Annotated in this window: 16 protein-coding genes; 9 read left to right on the forward strand and 7 right to left on the reverse strand. The window is 72.7% G+C overall.

What is annotated here, in order from left to right; genetic code table 11:
- Positions 1-4: 4 nt before the first annotated feature.
- Together QMG39_RS14640 and QMG39_RS14645 are read left to right on the forward strand one after the other, a co-directional pair.
- Positions 5-310: an Rv1322 family protein gene (locus QMG39_RS14640; protein WP_281886264.1), complete on the forward strand. Its 306-nt coding sequence runs from the start codon at positions 5-7 to the stop codon at positions 308-310.
- Positions 307-1,041 (forward strand): alpha/beta hydrolase, encoded by a 735-nt coding sequence (locus QMG39_RS14645; RefSeq protein ID WP_281886266.1) that lies wholly within the window; start codon positions 307-309, stop codon positions 1,039-1,041. The genes QMG39_RS14640 and QMG39_RS14645 overlap by 4 nt, the downstream gene beginning before the upstream one ends.
- A gap of 63 nt (positions 1,042-1,104) precedes the next feature.
- Here QMG39_RS14645 and QMG39_RS14650 read toward each other — a convergent pair whose 3' ends face one another.
- Both QMG39_RS14650 and QMG39_RS14655 read right to left on the reverse strand, forming a co-directional pair.
- Positions 1,105-2,169, reverse strand: coding sequence for an AI-2E family transporter (locus QMG39_RS14650; RefSeq protein ID WP_281886268.1), 1,065 nt, complete (start codon positions 2,167-2,169; stop codon positions 1,105-1,107).
- A 25-nt stretch (positions 2,170-2,194) separates the two neighbouring features.
- Positions 2,195-3,808: a DivIVA domain-containing protein gene (locus tag QMG39_RS14655; RefSeq protein ID WP_281886270.1), complete on the reverse strand. Its 1,614-nt coding sequence runs from the start codon at positions 3,806-3,808 to the stop codon at positions 2,195-2,197.
- 239 nt (positions 3,809-4,047) lie between these two features.
- Here QMG39_RS14655 and QMG39_RS14660 point away from each other — a divergent pair, with 239 nt between their 5' ends.
- Both QMG39_RS14660 and QMG39_RS14665 read left to right on the forward strand, forming a co-directional pair.
- Positions 4,048-5,913 carry a DUF8094 domain-containing protein gene (locus QMG39_RS14660; RefSeq protein ID WP_281886272.1) on the forward strand — a complete coding sequence of 622 codons (1,866 nt, stop codon included), beginning with the start codon at positions 4,048-4,050 and terminating at the stop codon, positions 5,911-5,913.
- Positions 5,914-5,924: 11 nt separating this feature from the next.
- Positions 5,925-6,878, forward strand: coding sequence for a tetratricopeptide repeat protein (locus QMG39_RS14665; protein WP_281886274.1), 954 nt, complete (start codon positions 5,925-5,927; stop codon positions 6,876-6,878).
- A 43-nt stretch (positions 6,879-6,921) separates the two neighbouring features.
- Here the strand turns inward: QMG39_RS14665 and glgB are convergent, their stop codons facing one another.
- Both glgB and QMG39_RS14675 read right to left on the reverse strand, forming a co-directional pair.
- Positions 6,922-9,126, reverse strand: coding sequence for a 1,4-alpha-glucan branching protein GlgB (gene glgB, locus QMG39_RS14670; protein ID WP_281886276.1), 2,205 nt, complete (start codon positions 9,124-9,126; stop codon positions 6,922-6,924).
- A complete protein-coding gene (locus QMG39_RS14675) occupies positions 9,119-11,092 on the reverse strand; it encodes an alpha-1,4-glucan--maltose-1-phosphate maltosyltransferase (RefSeq protein ID WP_281887306.1) in 1,974 nt (657 codons plus the stop codon). Before QMG39_RS14675 ends, glgB begins: the two co-directional genes overlap by 8 nt.
- Before the next feature lie 118 nt (positions 11,093-11,210).
- Here QMG39_RS14675 and glgP point away from each other — a divergent pair, with 118 nt between their 5' ends.
- On the forward strand, positions 11,211-13,763 hold the full coding sequence (gene glgP / locus QMG39_RS14680; RefSeq protein ID WP_281886278.1) for an alpha-glucan family phosphorylase: 2,553 nt from the start codon (positions 11,211-11,213) through the stop codon (positions 13,761-13,763).
- On the opposite strand, the gene QMG39_RS14685 is transcribed toward glgP, so the two are convergent.
- Genes QMG39_RS14685 through glgX form a run of 3 tightly spaced genes read right to left on the reverse strand, consistent with a single transcriptional unit; the run spans position 13,760 to position 18,333 of the window.
- Complete coding sequence (locus QMG39_RS14685; protein ID WP_281886280.1) at positions 13,760-15,727, reverse strand: acyltransferase family protein; 1,968 nt, start codon at positions 15,725-15,727, stop codon at positions 13,760-13,762. The genes glgP and QMG39_RS14685 overlap by 4 nt on opposite strands.
- 48 nt (positions 15,728-15,775) lie before the next feature.
- Positions 15,776-16,276 (reverse strand): Cys-tRNA(Pro) deacylase, encoded by a 501-nt coding sequence (ybaK, locus tag QMG39_RS14690; protein ID WP_281886282.1) that lies wholly within the window; start codon positions 16,274-16,276, stop codon positions 15,776-15,778.
- Between the two features lie 14 nt (positions 16,277-16,290).
- Entirely contained in the window at positions 16,291-18,333 is a 2,043-nt protein-coding gene (gene glgX, locus QMG39_RS14695) for a glycogen debranching protein GlgX (protein ID WP_281886283.1), read from the reverse strand.
- A 66-nt stretch (positions 18,334-18,399) separates the two neighbouring features.
- Here glgX and QMG39_RS14700 point away from each other — a divergent pair, with 66 nt between their 5' ends.
- The 4 genes from QMG39_RS14700 to ligA all read left to right on the forward strand — a co-directional run bounded on the left by QMG39_RS14700 (position 18,400) and on the right by ligA (position 23,738).
- Positions 18,400-19,638, forward strand: a complete 1,239-nt coding sequence (locus tag QMG39_RS14700; RefSeq protein ID WP_281886285.1) for a cysteine desulfurase family protein — start codon at positions 18,400-18,402, stop codon at positions 19,636-19,638.
- A gap of 222 nt (positions 19,639-19,860) precedes the next feature.
- Positions 19,861-20,055 (forward strand): hypothetical protein, encoded by a 195-nt coding sequence (locus QMG39_RS14705; protein WP_281886287.1) that lies wholly within the window; start codon positions 19,861-19,863, stop codon positions 20,053-20,055.
- A gap of 60 nt (positions 20,056-20,115) precedes the next feature.
- Positions 20,116-21,288 (forward strand): tRNA 2-thiouridine(34) synthase MnmA, encoded by a 1,173-nt coding sequence (gene mnmA, locus QMG39_RS14710; RefSeq protein ID WP_281886289.1) that lies wholly within the window; start codon positions 20,116-20,118, stop codon positions 21,286-21,288.
- 107 nt (positions 21,289-21,395) lie between these two features.
- Positions 21,396-23,738, forward strand: coding sequence for an NAD-dependent DNA ligase LigA (gene ligA / locus QMG39_RS14715; protein WP_281887307.1), 2,343 nt, complete (start codon positions 21,396-21,398; stop codon positions 23,736-23,738).
- Positions 23,739-23,788: the final 50 nt, after the last annotated feature.

Here is a 23,788-nt window from a genome sequence, read left to right on the forward strand (position 1 = left end):
GCGGATGCCTCGGAGCAATCGCCGTCGCGGCAGCCGGCGCGCACGCGAGCAGGACGCCGAGCCGCTCGACGTCGAGCGTCTGCGCGCGGGCTGGAAGCGCACCGAGCAGCGCCGGGACGGCACGTGGTACGTGCAGCCCGTCTCGGAGGTGCAGGCGACGAAGTCGTACGTGTGCCCGGGGTGCGGCCTCGAGGTCGAGCCGGGAACCGCGCACGTGGTCGCCTGGCGCGCGGACGGCGTGCTCGGCGACGCGGCGGACCTCGCCGCACGGCGCCACTGGCACGCGCACTGTTGGAGGATGGGAGCATGAGCACCGACCAGTCCGGCACGGAGATCCGCGCGGGTGTCGAGCTGCCCGCCCGACGCGAGGAGGTCGAGCTGCGCACCGCCGACGGCCTGACCCTCGTGGGCGAGCTGGCCCTGCCCGAGCACCGCGAGCCCACGGCGACGCTCGTCACGCTGCATCCGCTGCCCACCGCCGGCGGCTTCATGGACTCGCACATCCTCCGCAAGGCGTCGGCGCGGCTGCCCGCACTCGCGGACCTCGCCGTGCTCCGCTTCAACACGCGCGGCACGGAGTCGCCGCGCGGGCGGAGCGAGGGCGCGTTCGACCACGGCGAGGCGGAGCGGCACGACGTCGACGCCGCGATGGCATTCGTCGCCGAGCGCGGCCTGCCGCGCCCATGGCTGGTCGGCTGGTCGTTCGGCACCGAGCTCGCGCTGAAGTACGGCCGCCCGCACGACGTCGAGGGGCTCATCCTGCTGTCGCCGCCGCTGCACCGCACCGACGACGAGGAGCTCACGGCCTGGGCCGGCGACGACCGCCGCATCGTGGCGCTGATCCCCGAGCACGACGACTTCCTGAAGCCCGACGAGGCGCGCATGCGGTTCTCGCTGGTGCCGCACCTCGAGCTCATCCCGGTCGAGGACGGGCGGCACCTCTGGGTGGGGGAGACGCAGACGCGCCGCGTGCTCGACGAGATCGTGCGGGTGGTGGCGCCGTCGGTGCCGCTGCCGCTGCCGACGCGCTGGCCCGCCTGAGGCGACGTGCGCCCGCCTCGGGCGTCCTGAGGGGTCTCGGGATGCCCGGAGGCATCCGCTCGCTCAGCGCTCGTTCTGGCGCGGGATGATGACCTGCTTGATGATGAGCAGGATGGAGGCCGCCACGGGGATGGCGATGAGCGCGCCGAGCACGCCGAGCAGCGAACCGCCGGCGAGTGCGGCGACGACCACCACGGCACCCGGCACCTGGACGGCGCGGTTCATGATGTGCGGGCTCAGCACGTACGCCTCGACCTGCATGTAGATGATGTAGTAGATCGCCGCCACGAGGGCCGTGAGGGGCGAGCCGATGCCCGGGATAAGCGAGACCAGCACGATGATCACCGAGCCCGTGAGCGTGCCGACCAGCGGGATCAGCGAGAGCACGAACGCCACGAACGCCAGCACTGCGGGGAACGGCGCCTGGATGATCGACAGGAAGATGAAGCTCGCGACGCCGTTGATGGAGGCCAGCGAGACTTGCCCGACCACGAAGCGGCCGACCGACTGGGTGATCTGCTCGGTCAGGTCGGCGAACCGGGCGCGGCGCGAGGCCGGCACGAGTTGGTACGCGGCGCGCTTCATGGAGTTGAGCGACGCCGTGAAGTAGAGGGTGAGGATCAGCACCACCACGCCGCCGAAGATGGCCGCACCGATGCTGAACGCGACCGCGAGCACGCCGCCCGCCAGTTCCGCCACGCTCGCGGGATCGTTCACGAGGTCGACCGCCGCGTCGGAGATGCCCTGGAAGATGTCGTCGACCCGCAGCATCGGGAACTGCTGCTTGAGGATCTCGACGATCTCGCCCGACTCGATGCGCCGGAAGATGCCCGGGATCTGGTCGATGAGCTGGCTGACCTCGTCGACGATGATCGGCACGACCGCGAGCACGAGGCCCGTCACGAGCGCGACGACGGCCGCCATCACGGTGACGATGGCGGCCCAACGCGGGAAGCCGCGCCGTTCCAGCCAGGTCACGACGGGGTCGAGACCCAGGGCGAGGAACAGCGCGGCCCCGATGTACGTGATGATCGTCGAGAGACTGACCACCGACAGGATGATGAGCAGGCCCAGGCCGACACCGAGGGTGCCGACCAGGCCGAGGCGGAACGCGTTCTGGATCTTCACGGGACGCGGTCCGCCTCTCCGCCGCCTACTTGGAGGAGTTGGCGGCCACCTGCTCTGCCTGGGTCAGCACTCCGCGGAGGCTCTCGAAGTAGCCGGCGACCGCGTCACGCTCGATCCTAATCTGCGAGAGGCGATCCTCGGCGTCCGCCACGAGGGCGCGGGTGCGCTCGTCGGCCTCGGCGATCATCTTGCGTGCCTGCTCGTTGGCGGCCGCGATGCGCTCGCGCGCCTCCTCGTCGGCGCGCTCGCGCGACTTGAGGATGTCGGAGCGCAGCTCCGCCTCGAGGCGCTCGTTCTCGGCGCGGCTCTCCTCGGTGCGGGCGATCGCCTCGGCGAGCTCGGCGTTGGCGTCGTCGAGGAACTTCTGGGTCTCGGAGACCGCCTGGCGGTGGGCGTCGAGCAGCTCCTGCTCGGCGTCGTCGCGCTTCGCGGTGAGCTCCGCGTCGAGGTCGGTGCGTGCCTGCTCGATCTCGCGACGCATGCGGGTGACCTCGTGGGTCGTCTTCTTGCGCATCGCGGCGAGCTGGTTGTCGAGCTCGATGCGGGCGCCCTCGGCCTCGGCCTCGAAGTCGGCGCGAGCCTGGTCCTGGTCGAGCGCCAGGTCGGCGCGGGCCTGCTCGAGTCCGGCCTCGTGGCGGGCGCGCACGCGCTCCAGCTCGTGCTCGAGCTTGAGCTTGGCCGTCTCGGCCTCGCGCTCGAGGTCGATCTTGACCTGCTCGCGCTCGAGGTCGAGACCCTCGCGGGCGGCATCGATCTCGCGCTGGAGGTCGGCCCGGACCTGCTCGATCTCGTGGGCGAGCGCGACGCGGCCCTCGGCGGCCTCCGCCTCGATGACGGCACGCGACTCGGCGGACTCGCGCTCGAGGTCGAGGCGGGCCTGCTCGGTCTCGCGGGCGAGGTCGAGGCGGGCCTGCTCGGTCTCCTTGCCGAGCTCCGCGCGGGCGCGGTCGAGCTCGATGGCGACCTCGGCGCGGGTCTGCTCGGTCTCCTCGGCGAGGCCCTCGGCGGTGCTGCGGGCCTCCTCGGCCGCGGTGTTCGCCTCCTTGAGGACGCGTGCGGCCTCGCGCTCGGCCTCCGAGCGCATGGCGTCCGACTCGCGCTTCGCGGTGGTGCGCAGCTCGGCGGCCTCGGTCGTGATCGCACCGCGGATCGCGGCGGCGTCCCGTGCGGCGTCCTGCCGCAGCTGCTCGCTGTGGTCGTGCGCGCGGGCGACCATGTCGTCCGCCTCGGCACGGGCGTTCTCGAGGGTGCGGGTCGCCTGCGCGCGCGCCTCCGAGACGGTGCGCTCGGCGAACTCCTGCGCGTCCGAGCGCATGAGCGCGACCTCGTCGTCGGCCGCGCGACGCAGCTTCTCGGCGTCGATGTCGGCCTGCGCGATGAGGCGCGTGGACTGCTCCTCCGCGACGCGGAGCGTGTTCTCGAGCTTGGTGCCGAGGCCGGAGAACGTCGGGTTGCCGACCTCCTCGAGCTCGGCGTTCAGGTCGTCGATGCGGGCGACGAGGCGCTTGACCTCCTTGCCCTGCTCGGTGAGCTGCGTGTTCGCGTTGAGGAGCTCCCGTCGCAGGTCGGCGAGCGCCTTGTCGACCTCGTCCTTGTCGTATCCGCGGAACACCTGCGTGAATTCGGTCTCCTCGACCATGTCTCCTCCGGGGGGTGGGTGGCTGGCCCGCGAACAGGGGGTGGCGGGACCGTTCGATTGTACGGGAGCCTGCTGCGCGCCACGCACTCGTGTGCACAGCCTTCGGTTGGCCAACTCCCAGCCTCGGCCGATATCGTGGAACGTTGTGTCGCTCGCGACCGGCGGCAGCATCGGGGCCCGATCCGGTGCCCCCGATCGGCCGGGGCGCGGCGGCCGACCCCCGACCTGAAGGAGACTCGTTGCGCTTCGTATTCGCGCTCGTGGCGTTCATCGGCGCCGTGCTGATGATCGGCGCCGGTGTCGCACAGCGCACCGTGCTCCTGGAGCCCGACCACGTGACCCGCGAGGTGACGATCGAGAACCCCACCACGTACATGGTGGTCGACCAGGAGGCCCTGGCCGCGTTCGCGGGCCAGCAGACGGTCACCGCGAGCGGTTCGCCCGAGGTGTTCCTGTCGTACGGGCGCACCAACGACGTCCTCGCCTGGATCGGCGACACGGCCTACACGAGCATCGGCTACGACGCCGAGGAGGACGCGCTCACGTCGTCGCTCATCACGCCGGCGGCCGAGCCGGGCGACGAGCCGGCCCCGGAGGCCGACCCCGACGCGCCCGCGGACACCGCGGACGAGGACGCGGCCGAGCCCGAGGAGAACCCGGACGCCACCGGCAGTCCGTCGGGCTCCGACCTCTGGCTCGACCAGTTCGCGGCCGAGAACGTGCTGCGCACGACGGTCGACATCCCCGAGGGCATCACGGTGCTGCTGGCCTCGGACGGCACGGAGAAGGCGCCGTCGCGCGTCGGCATCTCGTGGCCGCTCGACAACTCGACGCCGTGGGCGGGTCCGCTCATCGCCGGCGGCGCGCTCCTGTTCCTGATCGGCGTTTTCTTCCTCATCACCGGCATCAGGCGGCACCGTCGCGGCCGCGGGCCGCGTCGCAACGTCGGGAAGAGCGCGAAGCGCCTCCCGAGCGCCCCGAAGCCGACCAGTCGCCAGATCGGGCGCGGCTCGGGCCGCCGCGCGATCGGGCGTTCGCGCATCGCCGTCGTGCCGGTCGTCGCGATCTCGGCCATGGCCCTGTCGGGCTGCTCGGCCGACTACTGGCCCGACTTCACGGCCATGGCCACCTCCACGCCGACGGCGGAGCCGACGGCGACCGCGGACGGCGAGGAGGAGCCGGTCGTCCAGGAGGTCACCCCGCCGGCAGTCACCGTGCCGCAGATGGAGCGCATCATGCGTCGCATCGCGGTGCTCGCCGGCGACGCGGACTCCGAGCGCGACGAGTCGCTGCTCTCCGATCGCTTCACCGGTCCCGCATTCGACGCGCGCGAGGCGAACTACGCGATCCGCGCGTCGCTCGACGACTACGCCGCGCCCGCGGCGATCCGCGCCTCGCCGATCACGCTCATCCTGCCGCAGCAGTCGAACGTGTGGCCCCGCGTCGTGATGGTGGTCACGCAGAACGAGGACGACCCGACCGAGGCGCCGATCGCGCTGGTGCTGCAGCAGCAGTCGCCCCGCGAGAACTACCACATCGTCTACGAGATGGCGCTCGCGCCCGACGCGCAGGTGCCCCCGGTCGCACCGGCGAGCATCGGCGCGCCGATCATCTCGCCGGAGTTCAAGGGCCTGCTGATGCCGCCCGGCGAGGTGGCGGCGGCCTACGCCGACGTGCTGCTCAAGGGCTCCGAGAGCGAGTACGACGAGCTGTTCACGGTCGACGGCGACGTGCTGCGCGAGCAGCTCGGCGTCCGCGGCCAGCGGGAGATCGCCGCGAGCCTGCCCGACACCGCGGACATCGAGTTCTCGAACGAGGTCGGCGACGGCCCCACGGTGGCGCTCGCCACGAACGACTCCGGCGCGCTCGTGAGCGTCGAGATCGAGCAGCGGGAGAAGGTCACCCCGAACGACGGCGGCACCATCGGCTTCGAGGAGGGCTCGCCCGGCGCCGCCCTGTCGGGCTTCGACGGCAAGAGCGCCAAGGGCGTGCAGCGCCGCGTCTCGCTGCAGCTGCTGTTCTACGTCCCCGGTGTCGGTTCCGACGGCACCATCACGCTGCTCGGCTGGTCGGAGAACCTGATCAGCGCATCGGAGGTCAAGTGACGAACCCGCCCATGCCGGACCCGTCGTCGATGCGCGGCGCCGTGGACCTCTCGTCCCTCGCGTCGCGACGATCCGCTCCGCAGCCTCCGGCAGCCGGTGGCGCGGCAGGCGCCGCCGACGGTGGCGCGGCCGCCGCCCCGGCGGCCTCGCTCGTGGTCGACGCCACCGACCAGTCGTTCGGCCAGGTCGTCGAGCTCTCCCGGCGCGTGCCGGTGGTCGTGGACCTCTGGGCCGAGTGGTGCGCGCCGTGCACGCAGCTCACGCCGGTGCTCGAGAAGCTCGTCGCCGAGTACGCGGGCCGCGTCGTGCTGGCGAAGGTCGATGTCGACCACAACCCGCAGCTCGCGCAGGCGTTCCAGGCGCAGTCGATCCCGACCGTCGCGGCCGTCGTCGGCGGCCAGCCGGTGCCCCTGTTCACGGGTGCGCAGCCGGAGCAGGTCGTGCGCGAGGTGTTCGAGCAGCTGCTCCAGCTCGCCGCGCAGAACGGCGTGAACGGGCGCATCGACGTCGGCGACGTGCCCGATGAGGCCGAGGAGCCGGCGGAGGAGCCGCTGCCCGAGCACGTCCAGCAGGCGTACGACGCCATCGAGCGCGGCGACTACGACGCGGCGGCGGCCGCCTACCGCACGGCGCTCGCCAAGCAGCCGTCCGATGCGGAGGCGAAGGCGGGCCTCGCACAGGTCGGCCTGCTCGCGCGCCTGAAGGACCGCGGCATCGAAGAGATCCGCCAGGCCGCGGCATCCGGCCCCGACGACGTCGACGCGCAGCTCGCGGTCGCGGACCTCGACTGCTCGGGCGGACACGTCGACGACGCGTTCGACCGGCTGCTCACGCTCTTCCCGAAGCTCGCCCCCGCGGACCGCGACCGGGTGCGCGAGCGCCTGCTCGAGCTCTTCGAGGTGGTCGGCATCGACGACCCGCGCGTGGGCGCCGCCCGCCGACGCCTCGCCTCGCTGCTCTACTGAGCCGGGGCCGGTCCGGCCGCGGTCGGCCGGGCGGCCGGCGCGATCACGCCGGCCGCAGCCAGAGCACGCCCAGCGGCGGCAGCGTGAGGTCGATCGATGCCGGGCGTCCCTGGAACGGCTCGTCCTGCGCGTCGGCGCCGCCGAGGTTCCCCACGCCCGAGCCGCCGAACTCGGAGGCATCCGTGTTGAGCACCTCGACCCAGCGCCCGGCGAACGGCAGGCCGAACCGCAGGGTCGAATGCGGCACCCCGGCGAAGTTCGCCACGCACAGCAGCGGCCGGCGCTCGCGGTCGTACCGCATGAACGCGACGACGTTGGTCTCGGCGGAGCCGCCGTCGATCCACTCGAACCCGGTGGAGTCGTTGTCGAGCTCCCAGAGCTCCGGCGACTCGCGGTAGACCCGGTTCAGCCTGCCGACGAGCTCGAAGAGCGCGCGGTGGCTGGGCTGGTCGAGCATCCACCAGTCGAGGCTCCGCTCCTCGCTCCACTCGGAGAGCTGGCCGAACTCCTGGCCCATGAACAGCAGCTGCTTGCCGGGGTGCGCCCACATGTAGGCCAGGTAGGCGCGCAGGTTCGCGAGCTGCTGCCAGTGGTCGCCGGGCATCTTGTTCAGCAGGGACCCCTTGCCGTGCACGACCTCGTCGTGGCTGATCGGCAGCATGAAGTTCTCGCTGAACGCGTACATGAACGAGAACGTGATCTCGTCGTGGTGGTACGACCGGTGCATCGGGTCCTCGCGGATGTAGCCGAGCGAGTCGTGCATCCAGCCCATGTTCCACTTGAACCCGAACCCGAGCCCGCCGCCCGAGGTGGGGCGGGTGACGCCGGGCCAGTTGGTCGACTCCTCGGCGATGATCACCGTGCCGGGGTTGCGCTTGTACGAGGTCGCGGTGACCTCCTGGAGGAACGAGATCGCCTCGAGGTTCTCGCGCCCGCCGTGGATGTTCGGCGCCCACTCGCCCTCCTCGCGCGAGTAGTCGAGGTAGAGCATGGATGCCACGGCGTCGACGCGCAGCCCGTCGACGTGGAACTCCTCGAGCCAGTACAGGGCGTTGGCCACGAGGAAGTTCTTCACCCGGGGGTTGCCGTAGTCGAAGATCAGCGTGCCCCAGTCCTTGTGCTCGCCGCGACGGGGATCGGGGTGCTCGTAGAGCGGCTCGCCGTCGAAGCGCGCGAGCGCCCAGCCGTCCTTCGGGAAGTGGCCCGGCACCCAGTCCATGATCACGCCGATGCCGGCCCGGTGGAGCCGGTCGATCAGGTAGCGCAGGTCGTCGGGGAAGCCGAAGCGCGCAGTGGGCGCGAAGTAGCCCGTGACCTGGTAGCCCCACGAGCCGCCGAACGGATGCTCCGCCAGCGGCAGGAACTCCACGTGGGTGTAGCCGAGCTCGGTGACGTAGCCGATCAGCTCGTCCGCGGCGTCGCGGTACCCGAGGCCCCTGCGCCACGAGCCGAGGTGCACCTCGTACACGCTCATGGGCCCGTCGTGCGGGTCGCGGGCGCGGCGCGCGTCCATCCACTCGTGGTCGCCCCACTCGTACGACGTCGAGGTCACGGCCGACGCCGTCGACGGCGGCGCCTCGGCGGCCCGCGCCATCGGGTCCGCGTGCGTGACCCAGTCGCCCGCCCGGGTGTGGATCTCGAACTTGTACTGCGCCCCGGGGGCCACGTCGGGGACGAACAGCTCCCACACGCCATTGCCGCCCATGTTCCGCATGGCGTGCGCGGTGCCGTCCCACTCGTTGAAGCTGCCGACGACGCGCACGGCGCGCGCGTGCGGCGCCCACACCGAGAACGAGGTGCCGGTCACGGGGGAGCCGATTCCCCAGTGGTCGCGGTAGTGCGCGCCGAGCACGCGCCAGAGCTCCTCGTGGCGGCCCTCGCCGATGAGGTGCAGGTCGAGCTCGCCGATCGACGGCGCGAACCGGTACGGGTCGTCGGCGGTCCACTCGGTGCCGTCCTCGTACCTGGCCTCGATGCGGTAGTCCTGCGGCGAGAAGTCGCCGACCCCCTGCCAGATGCCCCAGCCGAGGTGCTCGAGCGTCAGCCGGCCGTCGACGAGCACGGCGTCGACGTCGCGCGCGAGCGGCCGCCGTGCGCGGATCACGGTGCGCGCGGGCTCGCCCGGCAGCTCGATCGGGTGCTGGCCGAGGATGGCGTGCGGATCGTGGTAGCGGCCCTCGCCGACCGCCGCGAGGATGTGGTCGGCCGGGCGCGCGGGCATGCGCGGGTGTGCGTGGGTGTCAGGCATCGATCGCCCCTCTCACGTGCAGGATGTGCACCGGCATCGTGAAGGCGTCCAGGCGCACGTAGTTCGACGCTCCCCACTCCCAGGTCTCGCCGCTGACGAGCTCGTCCACCGTGAAGCGCGAGCCCTCGGGCAGGCCGAGCGCGGTGACGTCGAGGTGCACGGTCGTCTCGCGCACGGAGTGCGGGTCGACGTTGGCGACGACGATGATCGTGTCGGGCTCGCCGTCGCGCGTGAACGAGCCGTCGACGTGCTTGCTGTAGGCGAGGATCGCCGGGTCCTCGGTGGCGTGGAAGCGGATGTTCCGCAGCTGCCCCAGCGCGGGGTGGCCGGCGCGGATGCGGTTGAGGATGCCGAGGTACAGGCCGAGCGAGCGCCCCTCGTCCTCGGCCCGGGCGAAGTCGCGCGGCTTGTACTCGTACTTCTCGTTGTCGATGGCCTCCTCGGCTCCCGGCCGGGCGACCGACTCGAAGAGCTCGAAGCCCGAGTACACGCCCCAGAGGGGCGCCGCGGTTGCGGCGATCGATGCGCGCACGGTGAATGCCGCCGGCCCGCCGAACTGCAGGTACTCGGTGAGGATGTCGGGGGTGTTCACGAACAGGTTGGGCCGCATGTAGTCGGCGGTCTCCTGCGAGACGCTGGTGAGGAACTCCTCGAGCTCCTCCTTGGTGTTGCGCCAGGTGAAGTACGAGTACGACTGCTGGAAGCCGACCGCGGCGAGCGAGCGCATCATCGCGGGGCGCGTGAACGCCTCGGCGAGGAACACCACGTCGGGGTGCTCGGCGTTCACCTCGCCGATGATCCACTCCCAGAACGCGAGCGGCTTGGTGTGCGGGTTGTCGACGCGGAAGATGCGCACGCCCTGCGCGATCCAGTGCCGCAGCACCCGCAGCGCCTCCTGACGGATGCCCTCAGGATCGTTGTCGAAGTTGATCGGGTAGATGTCCTGGTACTTCTTCGGCGGGTTCTCCGCGTACGCGATCGTGCCGTCGGGAAGGGTCGTGAACCACTCCGGATGCGCGGTGACCCACGGGTGGTCGGGGGAGGCCTGGAGCGCGAAGTCCATCGCGATCTCGAGGCCCAGCTCGTTCGCCCGCCGCACGAAGGCCCGGAAGTCGCGGAGCCGGCCGAGATCGGGGTGGATGGCGTCGTGCCCGCCCTCGGGCGCGCCGATGGCCCACGGCGAACCGGGGTCGTCGGGGCCCGCGTCGAGCGTATTGTTCGGGCCCTTGCGGAACGCCCGCCCGATCGGGTGGATCGGCGGCAGGTAGACCACGTCGAAGCCCATCGCGGCGACCTCCGCCAGGCGCTTCTGGGCGGTGCGGAAGTTCCCGCTCCGCCAGCGCCCGTTCTTGTACCGGTGCGCGCCCTCGGAGCGGGGGAAGAACTCGTACCACGAGCCCACGCCCGCGGCCCGGCGCTCGACGCGGATCACGTGCTCGGGCGAGGTCGTCGTGAGGCTCGCGTACGGCCGCACGTGGAACTCCGCGTGCAGGGCCGCGTCGTCGATGACCGCGGCGCGCACGTCGACCGGCTTCGCGCGGTTGCGGAGCAGGCGGGCGGATGCCGCGAGCCGGCGCCTCGCCGCCTTGGGGCGGATCATCTGCAGCGACGCCCGGTAGAGCAGGCGCGCGCCGATCTCGAGCATGAGCTCGACGTCGATGCCCGCGGGCACCTTGATGCCCGCGTCGTGCACCCAGGTCTCGAACTCGTCGCCGAAGCCGGTCACGCGCCAGCGCCACTCGCCGACCTCGTCGAGCAGTGCGTCGGCCTCCCACCGGTCGAGGCCCTGACCCATCAGGTGCATCCGGTGCTCGGTCGTCGCGCCGGACGGCGCGACGAGGTGCAGCATCGCCCCGACCGCGTCGTGTCCCTCGCGGAACACCGTGGCCCGGAACGGCACCACCTCGCCCTCGAACGCCTTGGGTCGCAGCTCGGGCTCGAGGGATGCGGGGGTGAGCCGGCCCACCGGGATCCGGCCGACCGTCGTCGTGGGGGAGGTCACGTTCCGACCGTATCGCGTCGGCGACGCGATGGCGGGGGATTGCGTTCACGAGTCCGACATGTTCCGCCCGTACGCTGATGCCGTGCGAGCGATCCGTCGATTCACCGTCCGTCCCGTCGTCCCGGAGCGCCTGTCCGCGCTCGAGGAACTCGCCGCGAACCTGCGCTGGTCGTGGCACCTCCCGACCCGCCGGCTGTTCGAGCATGTCTCGCCGCACGCGTGGGCGTCGACGGGGCACGACCCGGTCGCGCTGCTCGGCGAGGTGGAGCCCGCCCGCCTGGAGGAGCTCGCGGGCGACGATCGCTTCGTCGAGTGGGCGGAGTCGCTTCGGGCTGACCTGCACGCGTACCTCGGGGAGCCGCGCTGGTACCAGCGGCTCGACGGGCACTCGCCCGGCCGGATCGCGTACTTCTCGCCCGAGTTCGGCATCGCGGCGGCGCTGCCGCAGTACTCCGGCGGCCTCGGCATCCTCGCCGGAGACCACCTCAAGAGCGCGAGCGACCTCGGCGTCCCGCTCACCGCGGTGGGGCTGTTCTACCGCGCCGGCTACTTCTCGCAGTCGATCTCGCCCGACGGATGGCAGCAGGAGCGCTACCCCGTGCTCGACCCCGACGGCCTGCCGCTCACGGTGCTGCGCGGCCACGACGGCACGCCCGAACAGGTGAGCCTCGCCATGCCGGGCGGTCGCGCGCTGCACGCCCGCGTCTGGCAGGCCGCGGTCGGCCGGGTCACGCTGCTGCTGCTCGACACCGACATCCCCGCGAACGACGACGACCTGCGCGGCGTGACCGACCGGCTCTACGGCGGCGGCGGCGAGCACCGCCTGCTGCAGGAGCTGCTGCTCGGCATCGGCGGGGTGCGCGCACTGCGGCGGTGGGAGGAGCTCGGAGGCCACGAGGCCGCGGACGTGTTCCACACCAACGAGGGCCACGCCGGCTTCCTCGGCCTCGAGCGCATCTCCGACCTCATCGGCGAGGGGCTGTCGTTCCAGGAGGCGCTGCAGGCCGTGCGCGCCGGCACCGTGTTCACGACCCACACGCCCGTGCCCGCGGGCATCGACCGGTTCGACCGCGGGCTGGTCGAGCGCTACCTCACGCCCGAGCTCCTGCCCGGCGTGCGCCCCGCGGACGTGATGGCGCTCGGCACGGAGGCCGACCCCGGCTCGCACGCGTTCAACATGGCGATCATGGGCCTGCGTCTCGGTCAGCGCGCGAACGGCGTCTCGAAGCTGCACGGCGAGGTCAGCCGGCGCATGTTCTCCGAGCTCTGGGCGGGGTTCGACCCGAGCGAGGTGCCGATCGACTCGGTCACGAACGGCGTGCACGCGCCCACCTGGACCGACCCGCTGCTGAAGGACCTCGCCGAGGCCCGGTTCGCCTCGACCGACACGACCGCGGTCGACTGGGCGTCCGACGTTGTCTCCGACGCCGAGCTCTGGGAGGTCAAGGGCGCGATGCGCGAGCAGCTCGTGGCCGACGCGCGCCGCCGCGTGTCCGAGGCGTGGTCGGCCAGCCACCCCGGCGCCGTGTCGCCGCCGTGGACCTCGGGCGTGCTCGACCCGCACGTGCTCACCATCGGGTTCGCCCGGCGCGTGCCGACGTACAAGCGCCTCACCCTGATGCTGCAGGACCCGGAGCGGCTCGCGGGGATCCTCACCCACCCCGAGCGTCCGGTGCAGATCGTCGTGGCCGGCAAGTCGCATCCCGCCGACGACGAGGGCAAGCAGCTCATCCAGCAGCTCGTGCGGTTCGCCTCCGACCCGGCGGTGCGCCAGCGCATCGTGTTCCTGCCCGACTACGACATCCGCATGGCCCGCACGCTCTACCCGGGCTGCGACGTGTGGTTGAACAACCCGCTGCGCCCGCTCGAGGCCTGTGGCACGTCCGGCATGAAGGCCGCGCTGAACGGCGCGCTCAACTGCTCGATCCTCGACGGCTGGTGGGCCGAGTACGCCGACGACGACAACGGCTGGGCGATCCCGTCGGCCGACGCCGCGGGTGATGCGACGGAGCGCGACCGGCTCGAGGCATCCGCCCTCTACGACCTCATCGAGCACCGCATCGCGCCGCGCTTCTACGATCGCGACGCCGACGGGGTGCCGACCGCGTGGGTCGACATGATGCGGCACACGCTGGCCACGCTCTCGCCCGAGCTCTCGGCCGACCGCATGGTGCGCGAGTACGTGCAGCGCCTCTACCGGCCGGCGGCCGAGCTCGCCGCGACGGCGAACGCCGACGACCACCGTGCCGCGCGCGAGCTGGCGGCGTGGAAGGCGCGCGTGCAGGCGGCGTGGCCGTCGGTGCGCGTGCGCCACGTCGAGTCGGGCGGTCTCGCGTCGGTGCCGCACGTCGGCGAGGAGCTGCGCCTGCGGGTGCACGTCGACATCGACGGGCTCTCCGACGACGACGTCGCCGTGCAGGTCGTCTACGGGCGCGTCCGCGACGGCGACGACCTCTCCGACCTGCGCACCCGCGAGCTCGTGCCGGATCCCTCCGCGGAGGCCGGCGGCGCACGGGTGTACACCGGCTCGGTCGCGCTCGAGCGCGCAGGGAACTTCGGCTACACCGTGCGCGTCGTGCCCCGGCACCAGCTGCTCGCGAGCCCGGCCGAGCTCGGCCTGGTCGCGCTCGCCTAGAGCGCGGCGGGTGCGTCGGCGGGCCCGACGAGGTCTCGCAGCAGTCCGCGCAGCTCGGGCACCTGGGTGAGGGTCCAGTCGCGCGCGAGGTGGTTGTAGTCGCGGAAGATCGGGAGCCCGCCGTCGCTCACCTGGCAGGTCGACGCGTCGCACATGAGGTCGACGGAGGAGAACTCGACGGCGATTGGGTGCGCCGCGAGCACCTCGGTGCCCAGCGCGCGGAGTTCGGCGATCGGCTCGAGGGCGGTGGAGCGGGGGACGGCGCACGCCTCGGCCGACTGCTCGGCGAGGCAATCGTTGGGATCGTGGTCGAAGCGGGGATTGTCGCGGATGACCCCGATCGTCCGGCCGCTGTGGACGGCAAGCACCTCTTCGTATCCGCGCTCCCAGGCTGCGAGCTGGTCGGCCGTCGACAGCTCCGACCCGTCGTCCGCCCGGATCCGGCCGAGGTACCCCTCGGCATGGGAGAGGAGGACCGCGTCGGCGTCGTACTCGTCGATGGACGCAACGGAGTGGTCGCGGAAGGCACCGCATCGCGCGTCGTGCCTGCCGGACGTGTTGACGATGTACACGGTGACGGCGGGGCACGACGAGCGCCACCGCACGACCAGGCGCACCTGCTCGAGGCGCGCGGCCTCGTCGAGCGCCTCCTTCCAGTGGCCCGCATGCGAGTCGCCGTACATGACGACCGTGCGATCGCCCTGCGGATCGCCGAGGATGCAGGTGTCCGACTGTGCGCAGCCCGCTTCCGGATCGGCCTCGCGCGCCTCGACGATCTCGATGTTCTCGGCCTGGGCGCGCTCGCCCGAGCTGAACACGATGCCGGATGCGACGATGACGCAGGCCGTCGCGGTGAGGCCCGCCGCGAACGTGCGGACCGCCGATGCGCTGAGGCGGGGATGGAAGCGCATCGGGTGCTCGATGTACTTGTAGCTGAGGTACGCCACGCCGAGTGAGAGCACGGCCGACGCGCCGCGGACGGATGCCGCCTGTCCCCACACCTCCGTCATCAGCACGAGGAACGGCCAGTGCCAGAGGTACCAGGAGTACGAGAGCTCGCCGATCACGCGCAGCGGCGGCAGGGCGAGCAGGCGCGACGGCCACGTCGCGGGCCCGCGACCGCCCGCGATGATCAGCATCGTGGCGGCCACCGGGACGATCGCGACCCAGCCGGGGAACGCGAGCGCCTCGCTGAAGCCCACGGTCACGGCGGCCAGGGTCACGAGCCCCACCGCCACCATGGTCGCGCGCAGCCAGGCCGGCCCCAGGCGGCCGGCGGGCACGAGCGCCAGCATTCCCGCGACCGCGAACTCCCACGCGCGGGTCGGGAGCAGGTAGAACGCGGCATTCGGGTGGGTCGGGGTGAAGACGATCGACGCGACGAGCGACAGCGCCGCGACGGTCGCGAACACGACGAGGAGGCGCACGCGCACGGAACGGCCGCGAGCGAGCAGGACGGCGAGGCCGATGAGCCCGGGCCAGACGAGGTAGAACTGCTCCTCGACCGCCAGCGACCAGGTGTGCAGGAACGGGTTGGGGACGCCGAGGTCCTCGGCGAAGTAGCCGGAGGGATCGAGGGCGAAGACGATGTTCGCGGTGTACGTCGCGGCCGCGGCCGACTGGCCCGCCAGCGTGCTCAGGTCGAGCGGCGACAGCACCATCGCGCCCACCACGAGCGTGACGATGACCATCGTGACCGACGCGGGCGTGAGCCGCCGGATGCGGCGCGCCCAGAAGTGCGCGAGGCGGATGCGGCCGTGCCGGTCGATCTCGCGCAGGAGCAGGGTCGTGATGAGGTAGCCCGAGATCACGAAGAAGACGTCGACGCCCGTGAACCCGCCGTCGAAGCCGGGAACGCCCGCGTGGAAGGCGACGACGGGCACGATCGCGAGCGCGCGGAGGCCGGTGATGTCGTCGCGGAACCAGTGCTGGTGCTGCGCGGTGGGGGACGGCTTCGGGTGCATGACCGGATGATTCTGCCACACATTACGATCCGGTCCGTCTCGCTGTGCTCAGGCACGTCCGATCGCCGCGTAGCGCCCGCCGGTGACGGCGAGCAGGTCGTCGGGGGCGAGCTCGAGGTCGAGGCCGCGGCGGCCGCCCGAGACGAGGATCGTCTCGAAGAGGATCGCGGTCTCGTCGAGCACCGTCGGGGCGGGCGTGCGCTGTCCGATCGGGCTGATGCCGCCGACCACGTAGCCCGTGCGCCGCTCCGCGACCGCCGGGTCGGCCATGCGCGCCCGCTTGCCGCCGACCGCCGCGGCGAGCGCCTTCAGGTCGAGCTGGCCCGACACCGGCACGATGCCGACGACGAGCTCGCCGTCGACGTCGGCCAGCAGGGTCTTGAACACGCGCTCGGGCTCGACGCCGAGCACCTCGGCCGCCTCGAGGCCGTAGGCCTGGGTGCGCGGGTCGTGCGCGTACGGGCGCGCCTCGTACGCGACGCCGGCCGCGTCGAGCGCCACGGTCGCCGGGGTGCCGCCTCGGCTCGAGGCATCCGCTCGCTTCGCCATCGTCTCGCCGCCGCTCAGTGCGCCCGGAAGACCTGGATCGACGCCGGCCGCACCCGCACGGGATCGCCCGGCCGCCGCTCGCTGACCTGACGCGACGGGGTATCGCGGCTGGAGTCCCAGAGCCGGGTGTAGCCCTCGACGCCCTCGTGCGCCGGAAGGGTGACCCGGGTGCCGCGGTCGCGGCCGTGCAGCACGAGCAGCACCCGGTTGAACGGCTCGGTCTCGGGGGTCGATGCGGCGAGGTACTGCAGCGTGCGCCGCTTCGGGTCCTCCCAGTCGTGGGCCGACATCGGCTCGCCGCGCACGTTGTACCAGTCCATCTGGGTCGCGCCGGGCGTGGTCTCGCCGATGCGGCCGTAGCGCACCGGGCGCAGCGCGGGGTTCTCGCGCCGCAACCGGATGAGGTGGCGCGCGACGCGCAGCAGGTCGTCCTCCCACGGCTCGCGCTCCCAGTCGAGCCAGGTCAGCTCGCCGTCCTGGCAGTAGGCGTTGTTGTTGCCGCGCTGCGAGCGGCCCCACTCGTCTCCGGCCGTGAGCATCGGCACGCCGGCCGACAGCAGCAGCGTGCCGAGCAGGTTGCGCATGCTGCGGCGGCGGTCGGCGAGCACCGCCTCGTCGTCGGTCGGGCCCTCGACGCCGTGGTTGTACGACCGGTTGTCGTTGGAACCGTCGCGGTTGTCCTCGCCGTTGCCGAGGTTGTGCTTGACGTCGTAGGCCGTGAGGTCGGCGAGGGTGAAGCCGTCGTGCGCGGTGACGAAGTTGAGGCTCGCGAGCGGGCCGCGCTCGGCCGCGAAGGTGTGCGCCGAACCGGCGATGCTGTCCGCGAGCGGGCCGATGCCCGTGACCTGCTCGCGCCGCCGTTGGCGACGCAGGTCGCCGAGCCAGAAGTCGCGGACGCGGTCGCGGTAGCCGTCGTTCCACTCGCTGAACCCGTCGGGGAAGTTGCCGGTCTGCCAGCCGCCCCAGCCGACGTCCCACGGCTCGGCGATGAGCTTGGACGCGCCGATCACCGGGTCGTCGAGCATGCCGCGGAGCAGCGGATGGTCGGCGGAGTAGCCGCCGTGGTCGCCGCGCCCCAGCGAGGTCGCGAGGTCGAGGCGGAACCCGTCGACGCCCACCGCCTCGGCCCAGTACCGCATGGAGTCGAGCGCCAGGCGCACCGGCGCGCGACCGCCGTAGTAGACGGTGTTGCCGCATCCGGTGCTGTCGACGTAGGCGCCGTGCGCATCCTGCCGGTAGTAGCCGGCGTTGTCGATGCCGCGCAGGTGGTGCACCGGGCCGTTCGGCCCCTCCTCGGCGGTGTGGTTGTAGACCACGTCGAGCACGACCTCGAGCCCGGCCTCGTGCAGCAGCTTCACCATGCCCTTGAACTCGCGCAGCACGGCGTCCGGGCCGGCCGCCTGCGCCGCGGGGCTCGCGTAGGCCGCGTGCGGCGCGAAGAAGCCCAGCGTGTTGTAGCCCCAGTAGTTCGTGAGGCCCTGGGTGAGCAGCCGCTGCTCGGGCACGAACGCGTGCACGGGCAGCAGCTCGACGGTGGTCGCGCCGAGGTGCTGCAGGTAGGCGATCGACGACTCGTGCGCGAGGCCCGCGTAGGTGCCGCGGAGCTCGGGCGGCACGTCGGGGTTCCGACGGCTGAAGCCGCGCACGTGCAGCTCGTAGAGCACCGTGTGGTCCATCGGCACGCGCGGCTTCGTCGATGCGCCCCAGTCGAAGCCGCCGTCGACGACCGCCGAGCGCCACCCGTCGCCGGGCACGCGCACGAGCCCGCGGGCGTAGGGGTCGAGCAGGCGCCGGAGCGGGTCGAAGGCGTGGTTCGGCCCCTTCGGCCCGTCGGCGCGCAGCGCGTAGAGGCGGCCCGGGCGCAGCTCGGGGGAGTCGGCCGTCCAGACGGCGTGCGCGTCGCGGGTCATCTCGATGGTGGCGATCGACCACGTGGCATCCGACGCCTCGAACACCTCGCAGCGCATCGACGTGGCGGAGTGCGACCACACGCGCAGGCGTCCGCCCTCGGCGGTCGCGCGAACGCCGAGGTCGCGCAGCGCATCGCCCGACGTCATGCGATCTACAGTAGTTCGCGAGGCCGGATGCCCCTGCGCACCCGGTCGCCCGGGGAGGTGAGCGTCGTGACCGTCTACCTCGACCACGCCGCGACCACGCCGATGCTGCCCGAGGCGATCGCCGCGCTCACCGACGCCCTCGGGCGCGTGGGCAACCCCTCGTCGATCCACTCCGCCGGCCAGGAAGCCAAGCGCGTGCTCGAGGGCGCGCGCGAGACGATCGCCGCCACGCTCGACTGCGACCCGATCGAGGTCGTGCTCACCGGCGGCGGCACCGAGGCCGTGAACCTCGCCGTCAAGGGACTGTGGTGGGCCAGGCAGGCGGATGCGGGTGAGCCGGCCGGCCCCGGCCCCGCGCGCCCGCGCGTGCTCATGCCCGCGGGGGAGCACCACGCCACGATCGACACGGTCGAGTGGCTCGAGGTCCACGAGGGTGCCGAAGTCGAGGAGATCCCGCTCGATGCGCTCGGCCGGGTCGACGTCGACGCGTTCGCCCGCGCGCTCGCGCGCTCGCCCGAATCGATCGCGCTCGCGACCATGCTCTGGGCCAACAACGAGGTCGGCACGCTGCAACCCGTCGCCGAGGTCGCGGCGCTCGCCGCCGACGCGGGGGTACCGCTGCACGTCGATGCGATCGCGGCGTACGGGCACGTGCCGGTGAGGTTCCGCGCGGCGCGGGCCGCGAGCGGGTCCGGTGCGGCGGGGCTGGTGGCGCTGAGCGTGTCGGCGCACAAGATCGGCGGGCCGGTGGGGGCGGGCGCGCTCGTGCTCGCGCGGTCGGCGCGCGTGGAGCCGCTGCTGCACGGCGGGGGCCAGCAGCGCCGCATCCGCTCGGGCACGCAGGACGTGGCCGCCGCAGCGGCGTTCGCCGCGGCGGCATCCGTCGCCGCCGACTCGCTGGAGATCGAGGCGTCGCGGCTGTCGGCGCTGCGCGACCGGCTCGTCGCCGGGGTGCGCCAGGCGGTGCCCGACGCCGTGCCGAGCGGCGACCCGATCGATCGCCTGCCGGGCAACGCGCACTTCTCGTTCCCCGGCTGCGAAGGCGACTCGCTGCTGTTCCTGCTCGACATGGCGGGCATCGCGGTGTCGACCGGGTCCGCCTGCCAGGCCGGCGTCGCCGAGCCGTCGCACGTGCTGCGGGCGATGGGCCGCAGCGAGGCCGACTCGCGCGGCGCGCTGCGCATCACGCTCGGCCGCACCACGACCGACGCCGACGTCGACGCGTTCCTCGCGGCTCTTCCGGCCGCGCACGAGGCCGCCGCGCGCGCGGGCCTCGCCGCGCGCGCCACCTCGTTCGACCGCTGAGCTGCGGCAACCCTGCTCCGCCTGTACGCCGATGCGGAGATCGTGCGCGACACGCCGCCTCGGTACCCCCGCCTCCGGCGTGTCGCGACGGACCTCCGCATCCGCGTGCATCCGCCGCGTGCGGCCGGTTGCGGGCGGCTCGCCGGCCGCAGTACGTTCGCCGGAGAGTCCGAGAGCCGAGTCCGTGCGCGGAACGGCCTCCCCGACGAAGGGAGCACCAACATGGACATCCCGTGGTTCGCCTGGATCGCGATCGTCGCGATCATCGCGGTCTTCACCTATGCGAGCATCGGCATCGTCTCGAAGAACCGTGCCGCCGGCCGCGACCTCGAGGACGGCCAGCGGAAGCTCGCCGCCGACGTCGAGGCGCTGCAGCGCCGGGTCGAGTCGCTCGAGGCGGGCCGGCCGCGGCCCTGAGCGCGCGCGCCCGACGCGCCGTCGGGCGGCTGTTCAGGGCCCGCTCGTACACTGGGGCGCATGAAGGTTCTCGCGGCGATGTCGGGCGGCGTCGACAGCGCCGTCGCTGCGGCGCGCGCGGTGGAGGCCGGCCACGAGGTGGTCGGCGTGCACCTCGCGCTCAGCCGCATGCCCGGGACCCTGCGCACCGGCAGCCGCGGCTGCTGCACCATCGAGGACTCGATGGACGCGCGCCGCGCCGCCGACCTCCTCGGCATCCCGTTCTACGTCTGGGACTTCTCCGAGCGCTTCAAGGACGACGTCGTCGACGACTTCATCGCCGAGTACGCCGCCGGCCGCACGCCGAACCCGTGCATGCGCTGCAACGAGCGCATCAAGTTCGCCGCGCTGCTCGAGAAGGCGCTCGCGCTCGGCTTCGACGCCGTCTGCACGGGGCATTACGCGACCATCACGACGGATGCCTCGGGGCGCCGCGAGCTCCACCGCGCGAGCGCGGAGGCGAAGGACCAGTCCTACGTGCTCGGCGTGCTGACTGCCGAGCAGCTCGCGCACGCGATGTTCCCGCTCGGCGACACCCCCTCGAAGGACCTCGTGCGCGCCGAGGCAGCCCGCCGCGGCCTCGCGGTGGCGCAGAAGCCCGACTCGTACGACATCTGCTTCATCCCGGACGGCGACACGAGCGCGTGGCTCGCCGAGCGGGTCGGCACCGCACCGGGCGACATCGTCGACCGCACCGGCGCTGTCGTGGGCAGCCACGAGGGCGCCCACGCGTTCACCGTGGGCCAGCGCCGGGGCCTCCGCCTCGGCACGCCCGCGCCCGACGGCAAGCCGAGGTTCGTGCTCGACGTGCGCCCCAAGGAGCGCACGGTCGTCGTCGGCCCGCGCGAGGCGCTCGCGATCGCCGAGATCGCCGGCTCACGGTACACGTGGGCGGGGGAGCCGCCCGCCGACCCGACCGAGACGTTCGCGTGCGACGTCCAGATCCGTGCACACGCAGACCCGGTGCCCGCGATCGCCCGGGTGGTGGAGCGCGAGTCGGATGCCTCCGGCGAGCCGTCCGGCTCAGCGGCATCCGTCAGCTCAGGGGCATCCGTCACCGAGCTCGTGATCACGCCCGACGCCCCGCTCGACGGCGTCGCGCCCGGCCAGACCGCGGTGGTCTACGTCGGCACGCGCGTGCTGGGCCAGTGCACCATCGACCGCACCGTGAGCGCGGTGCCGGTGCCCGCCTGAGCGCTCCGCCCGGCGTGGGTGGTCGCTCATAGGATTGCCCCGTGAGTGAGACGAGCGCCGCGGAAGGCGCGCCCGCAGAGATCGAGTCGCCCGCGGAGATCGAGGCGATGGACTTCGTGGCGGCGCGGGCGGAGGCCGACCGGCTGTCGGAGCGCATCGAGGCCGCGCGGCTCGCGTACTACGCCGACGGCGACTCCCCGCTCTCCGACGCCGAGTACGACGACGAGTTCCACCGGCTGGAGGCGCTGGAGCGCGCGTTCCCCGAGCTCGCCGGACAGGACAGCCCGACGCAGCAGGTCGGCGCCGCCGTCGTCGCTGCCGGGTTCCCGGAGCACGAGCACGCCGAGCGCATGCTCAGCCTCGACAACGTGTTCTCGGTCGAGGAGTTCCGCGAGTGGGCCGCGAAGACTGAGGCCGCCGCCGGCGCGCCGGTGCGCTGGCTCACCGAGCTGAAGATCGACGGGCTGGCCATCAGCCTCGCCTACCGCGACGGCGTGCTCGAGACCGCCACCACGCGTGGTGATGGCCGGGTCGGCGAGGACATCACCGAGAACGTCGAGTACATCCCGGCGATCCCGAGGCGGCTCACGGGGAGCGGCTTCCCCGGGTTCTTCGAGGTGCGGGGCGAGGTGTTCCTCAGCACCGCCGACTTCGAGGCGCTGAACGCACGGCAGCGCGAGCTCCAGGCCGAGTACGAGGCCGCCGAGCTGGCGAAGGGCCGCCCCGCCGACAAGATCACCACCCGGTTCCCGGAGTTCGCCAACGCGCGCAACACCGCGGCGGGCAGTCTCCGCCAGCGTCGCGAGAACAAGAACGCCTTCGAGCGCGGGCTCATGCGCGACCGGCTCGGGCGCCTGGCGCTGTACCTGCACGGCATCGGCGCGTGGAACGAGCCGCCGCTCGCCGCCCAGTCGGAGATCTACGACCTGCTGGCGTCGTGGGGGCTGCCCGTGTCGCCGTACGCCCGCGTGTTCGACACGATCGACGGCGTCGCCGGCTTCATCGACCACTGGGGCGAGCACCGGCACGATGTCGAGCACGAGATCGACGGCATCGTCGTGAAGGTCGACGACCTGGCGCTGCACGCCGAGCTCGGCGCGACGAGCCGGGCACCACGGTGGGCCATCGCCTACAAGTACCCGCCCGAGGAGGTGCACACGAAACTGCTCGACATCGTCGTCGGCGTCGGCCGCACCGGACGCGCCACGCCGTACGCGGTGATGGCCCCCGTGAAGGTCGCCGGTTCCACGGTGCGCCAGGCGACGCTGCACAACCAGGACGTCGTGAAGGCGAAGGGCGTGCTGCTCGGCGACACGGTCGTGCTGCGGAAGGCCGGAGACGTCATCCCCGAGATCCTCGGCGCGGTCGAGCAGTTGCGCGACGGCACCGAGGTCGAGTGGCGGATGCCCGAGGCGTGCCCCGAGTGCGGCACGACGCTGCGTGCCATGAAGGAGGGCGACATCGACCTCCGCTGCCCGAACGCGCGCGCCTGCCCGGCGCAGGTGCGCGGGCGGGTCGAGCACATCGGGTCGCGCGGGGCGCTCGACATCGAGGCGCTCGGCGAGGTCACCGCGGCCGCGCTGACCCAGCCCGAGGTGCCCGAGGTGCCGCCGCTCGTCACCGAGGCCGGGCTGTTCGACCTGACCGTCGAGGAACTGGTGCCGATCGAGGTGATCGTGCGCGACGCCGAGACGGGCGAGCCGAAGCTCGACGAGGCCACCGGCGAGCCCGTGCGGCGCGCGCCGTTCCAGAAGTGGAGTGCGGCGAGCTACCCGCCGGGCACGGAGGGCATGACCCCCGCGGAGCGCCGGGCTGCGGGCATCCGCAAGAACCACCGCGAGCTGCTGCCCTCCGAGGCGGCGACCCGACTCGTCGACGAACTCGACCGGGCGCGCACGAAGCCGCTCTGGCGGCTGCTCGTGTCGCTGAACATCCGCCACGTGGGGCCGGTGGCGGCGCGCGCGCTGGCCGACCACTTCGGCTCGCTCGACGCGATCCGCGAGGCCACGCAGGAGCAGCTCGCCGAGGTCGACGGCGTCGGGCCCACCATCGCCGACTCGCTGCTCGACTGGTTCGACGTCGACTGGCACCGCGAGATCGTTGGTCGCTGGGCACGCGCCGGCGTGCAGTTCGCCACCCCGGGGCATCCGGGTCCAGGCGCCGCCGCCGAGGCCGGAGGGGTGCTCGCGGGGCTCACCGTGGTCGCGACCGGCACGCTCGACGGGTTCAGCCGCGAGGGTGCGAAGGAGGCCATCATCGCCGCCGGCGGCAAGGCCGCGTCGAGCGTCTCGAAGAAGACGGACTTCGTCGCCGCTGGCCCGGGGGCGGGCTCGAAGCTCGCCAAGGCCGAGGAGCTCGGCGTGCGCGTGCTCGACGCCGCGCAGTTCGCCGTGCTCGTCACCGAGGGGCCCGACGCACTGCCGCCGCAGGAGGCGGCATCCGCGGACTGATCCGGGCGCTCCGCCCCGATAGAATCGCTGACGCATCCCCCTCCCCGACA

Origin of the sequence: Agromyces rhizosphaerae, from assembly GCF_027925245.1 — a bacterium.
GTDB lineage: Bacteria > Actinomycetota > Actinomycetes > Actinomycetales > Microbacteriaceae > Agromyces > Agromyces rhizosphaerae.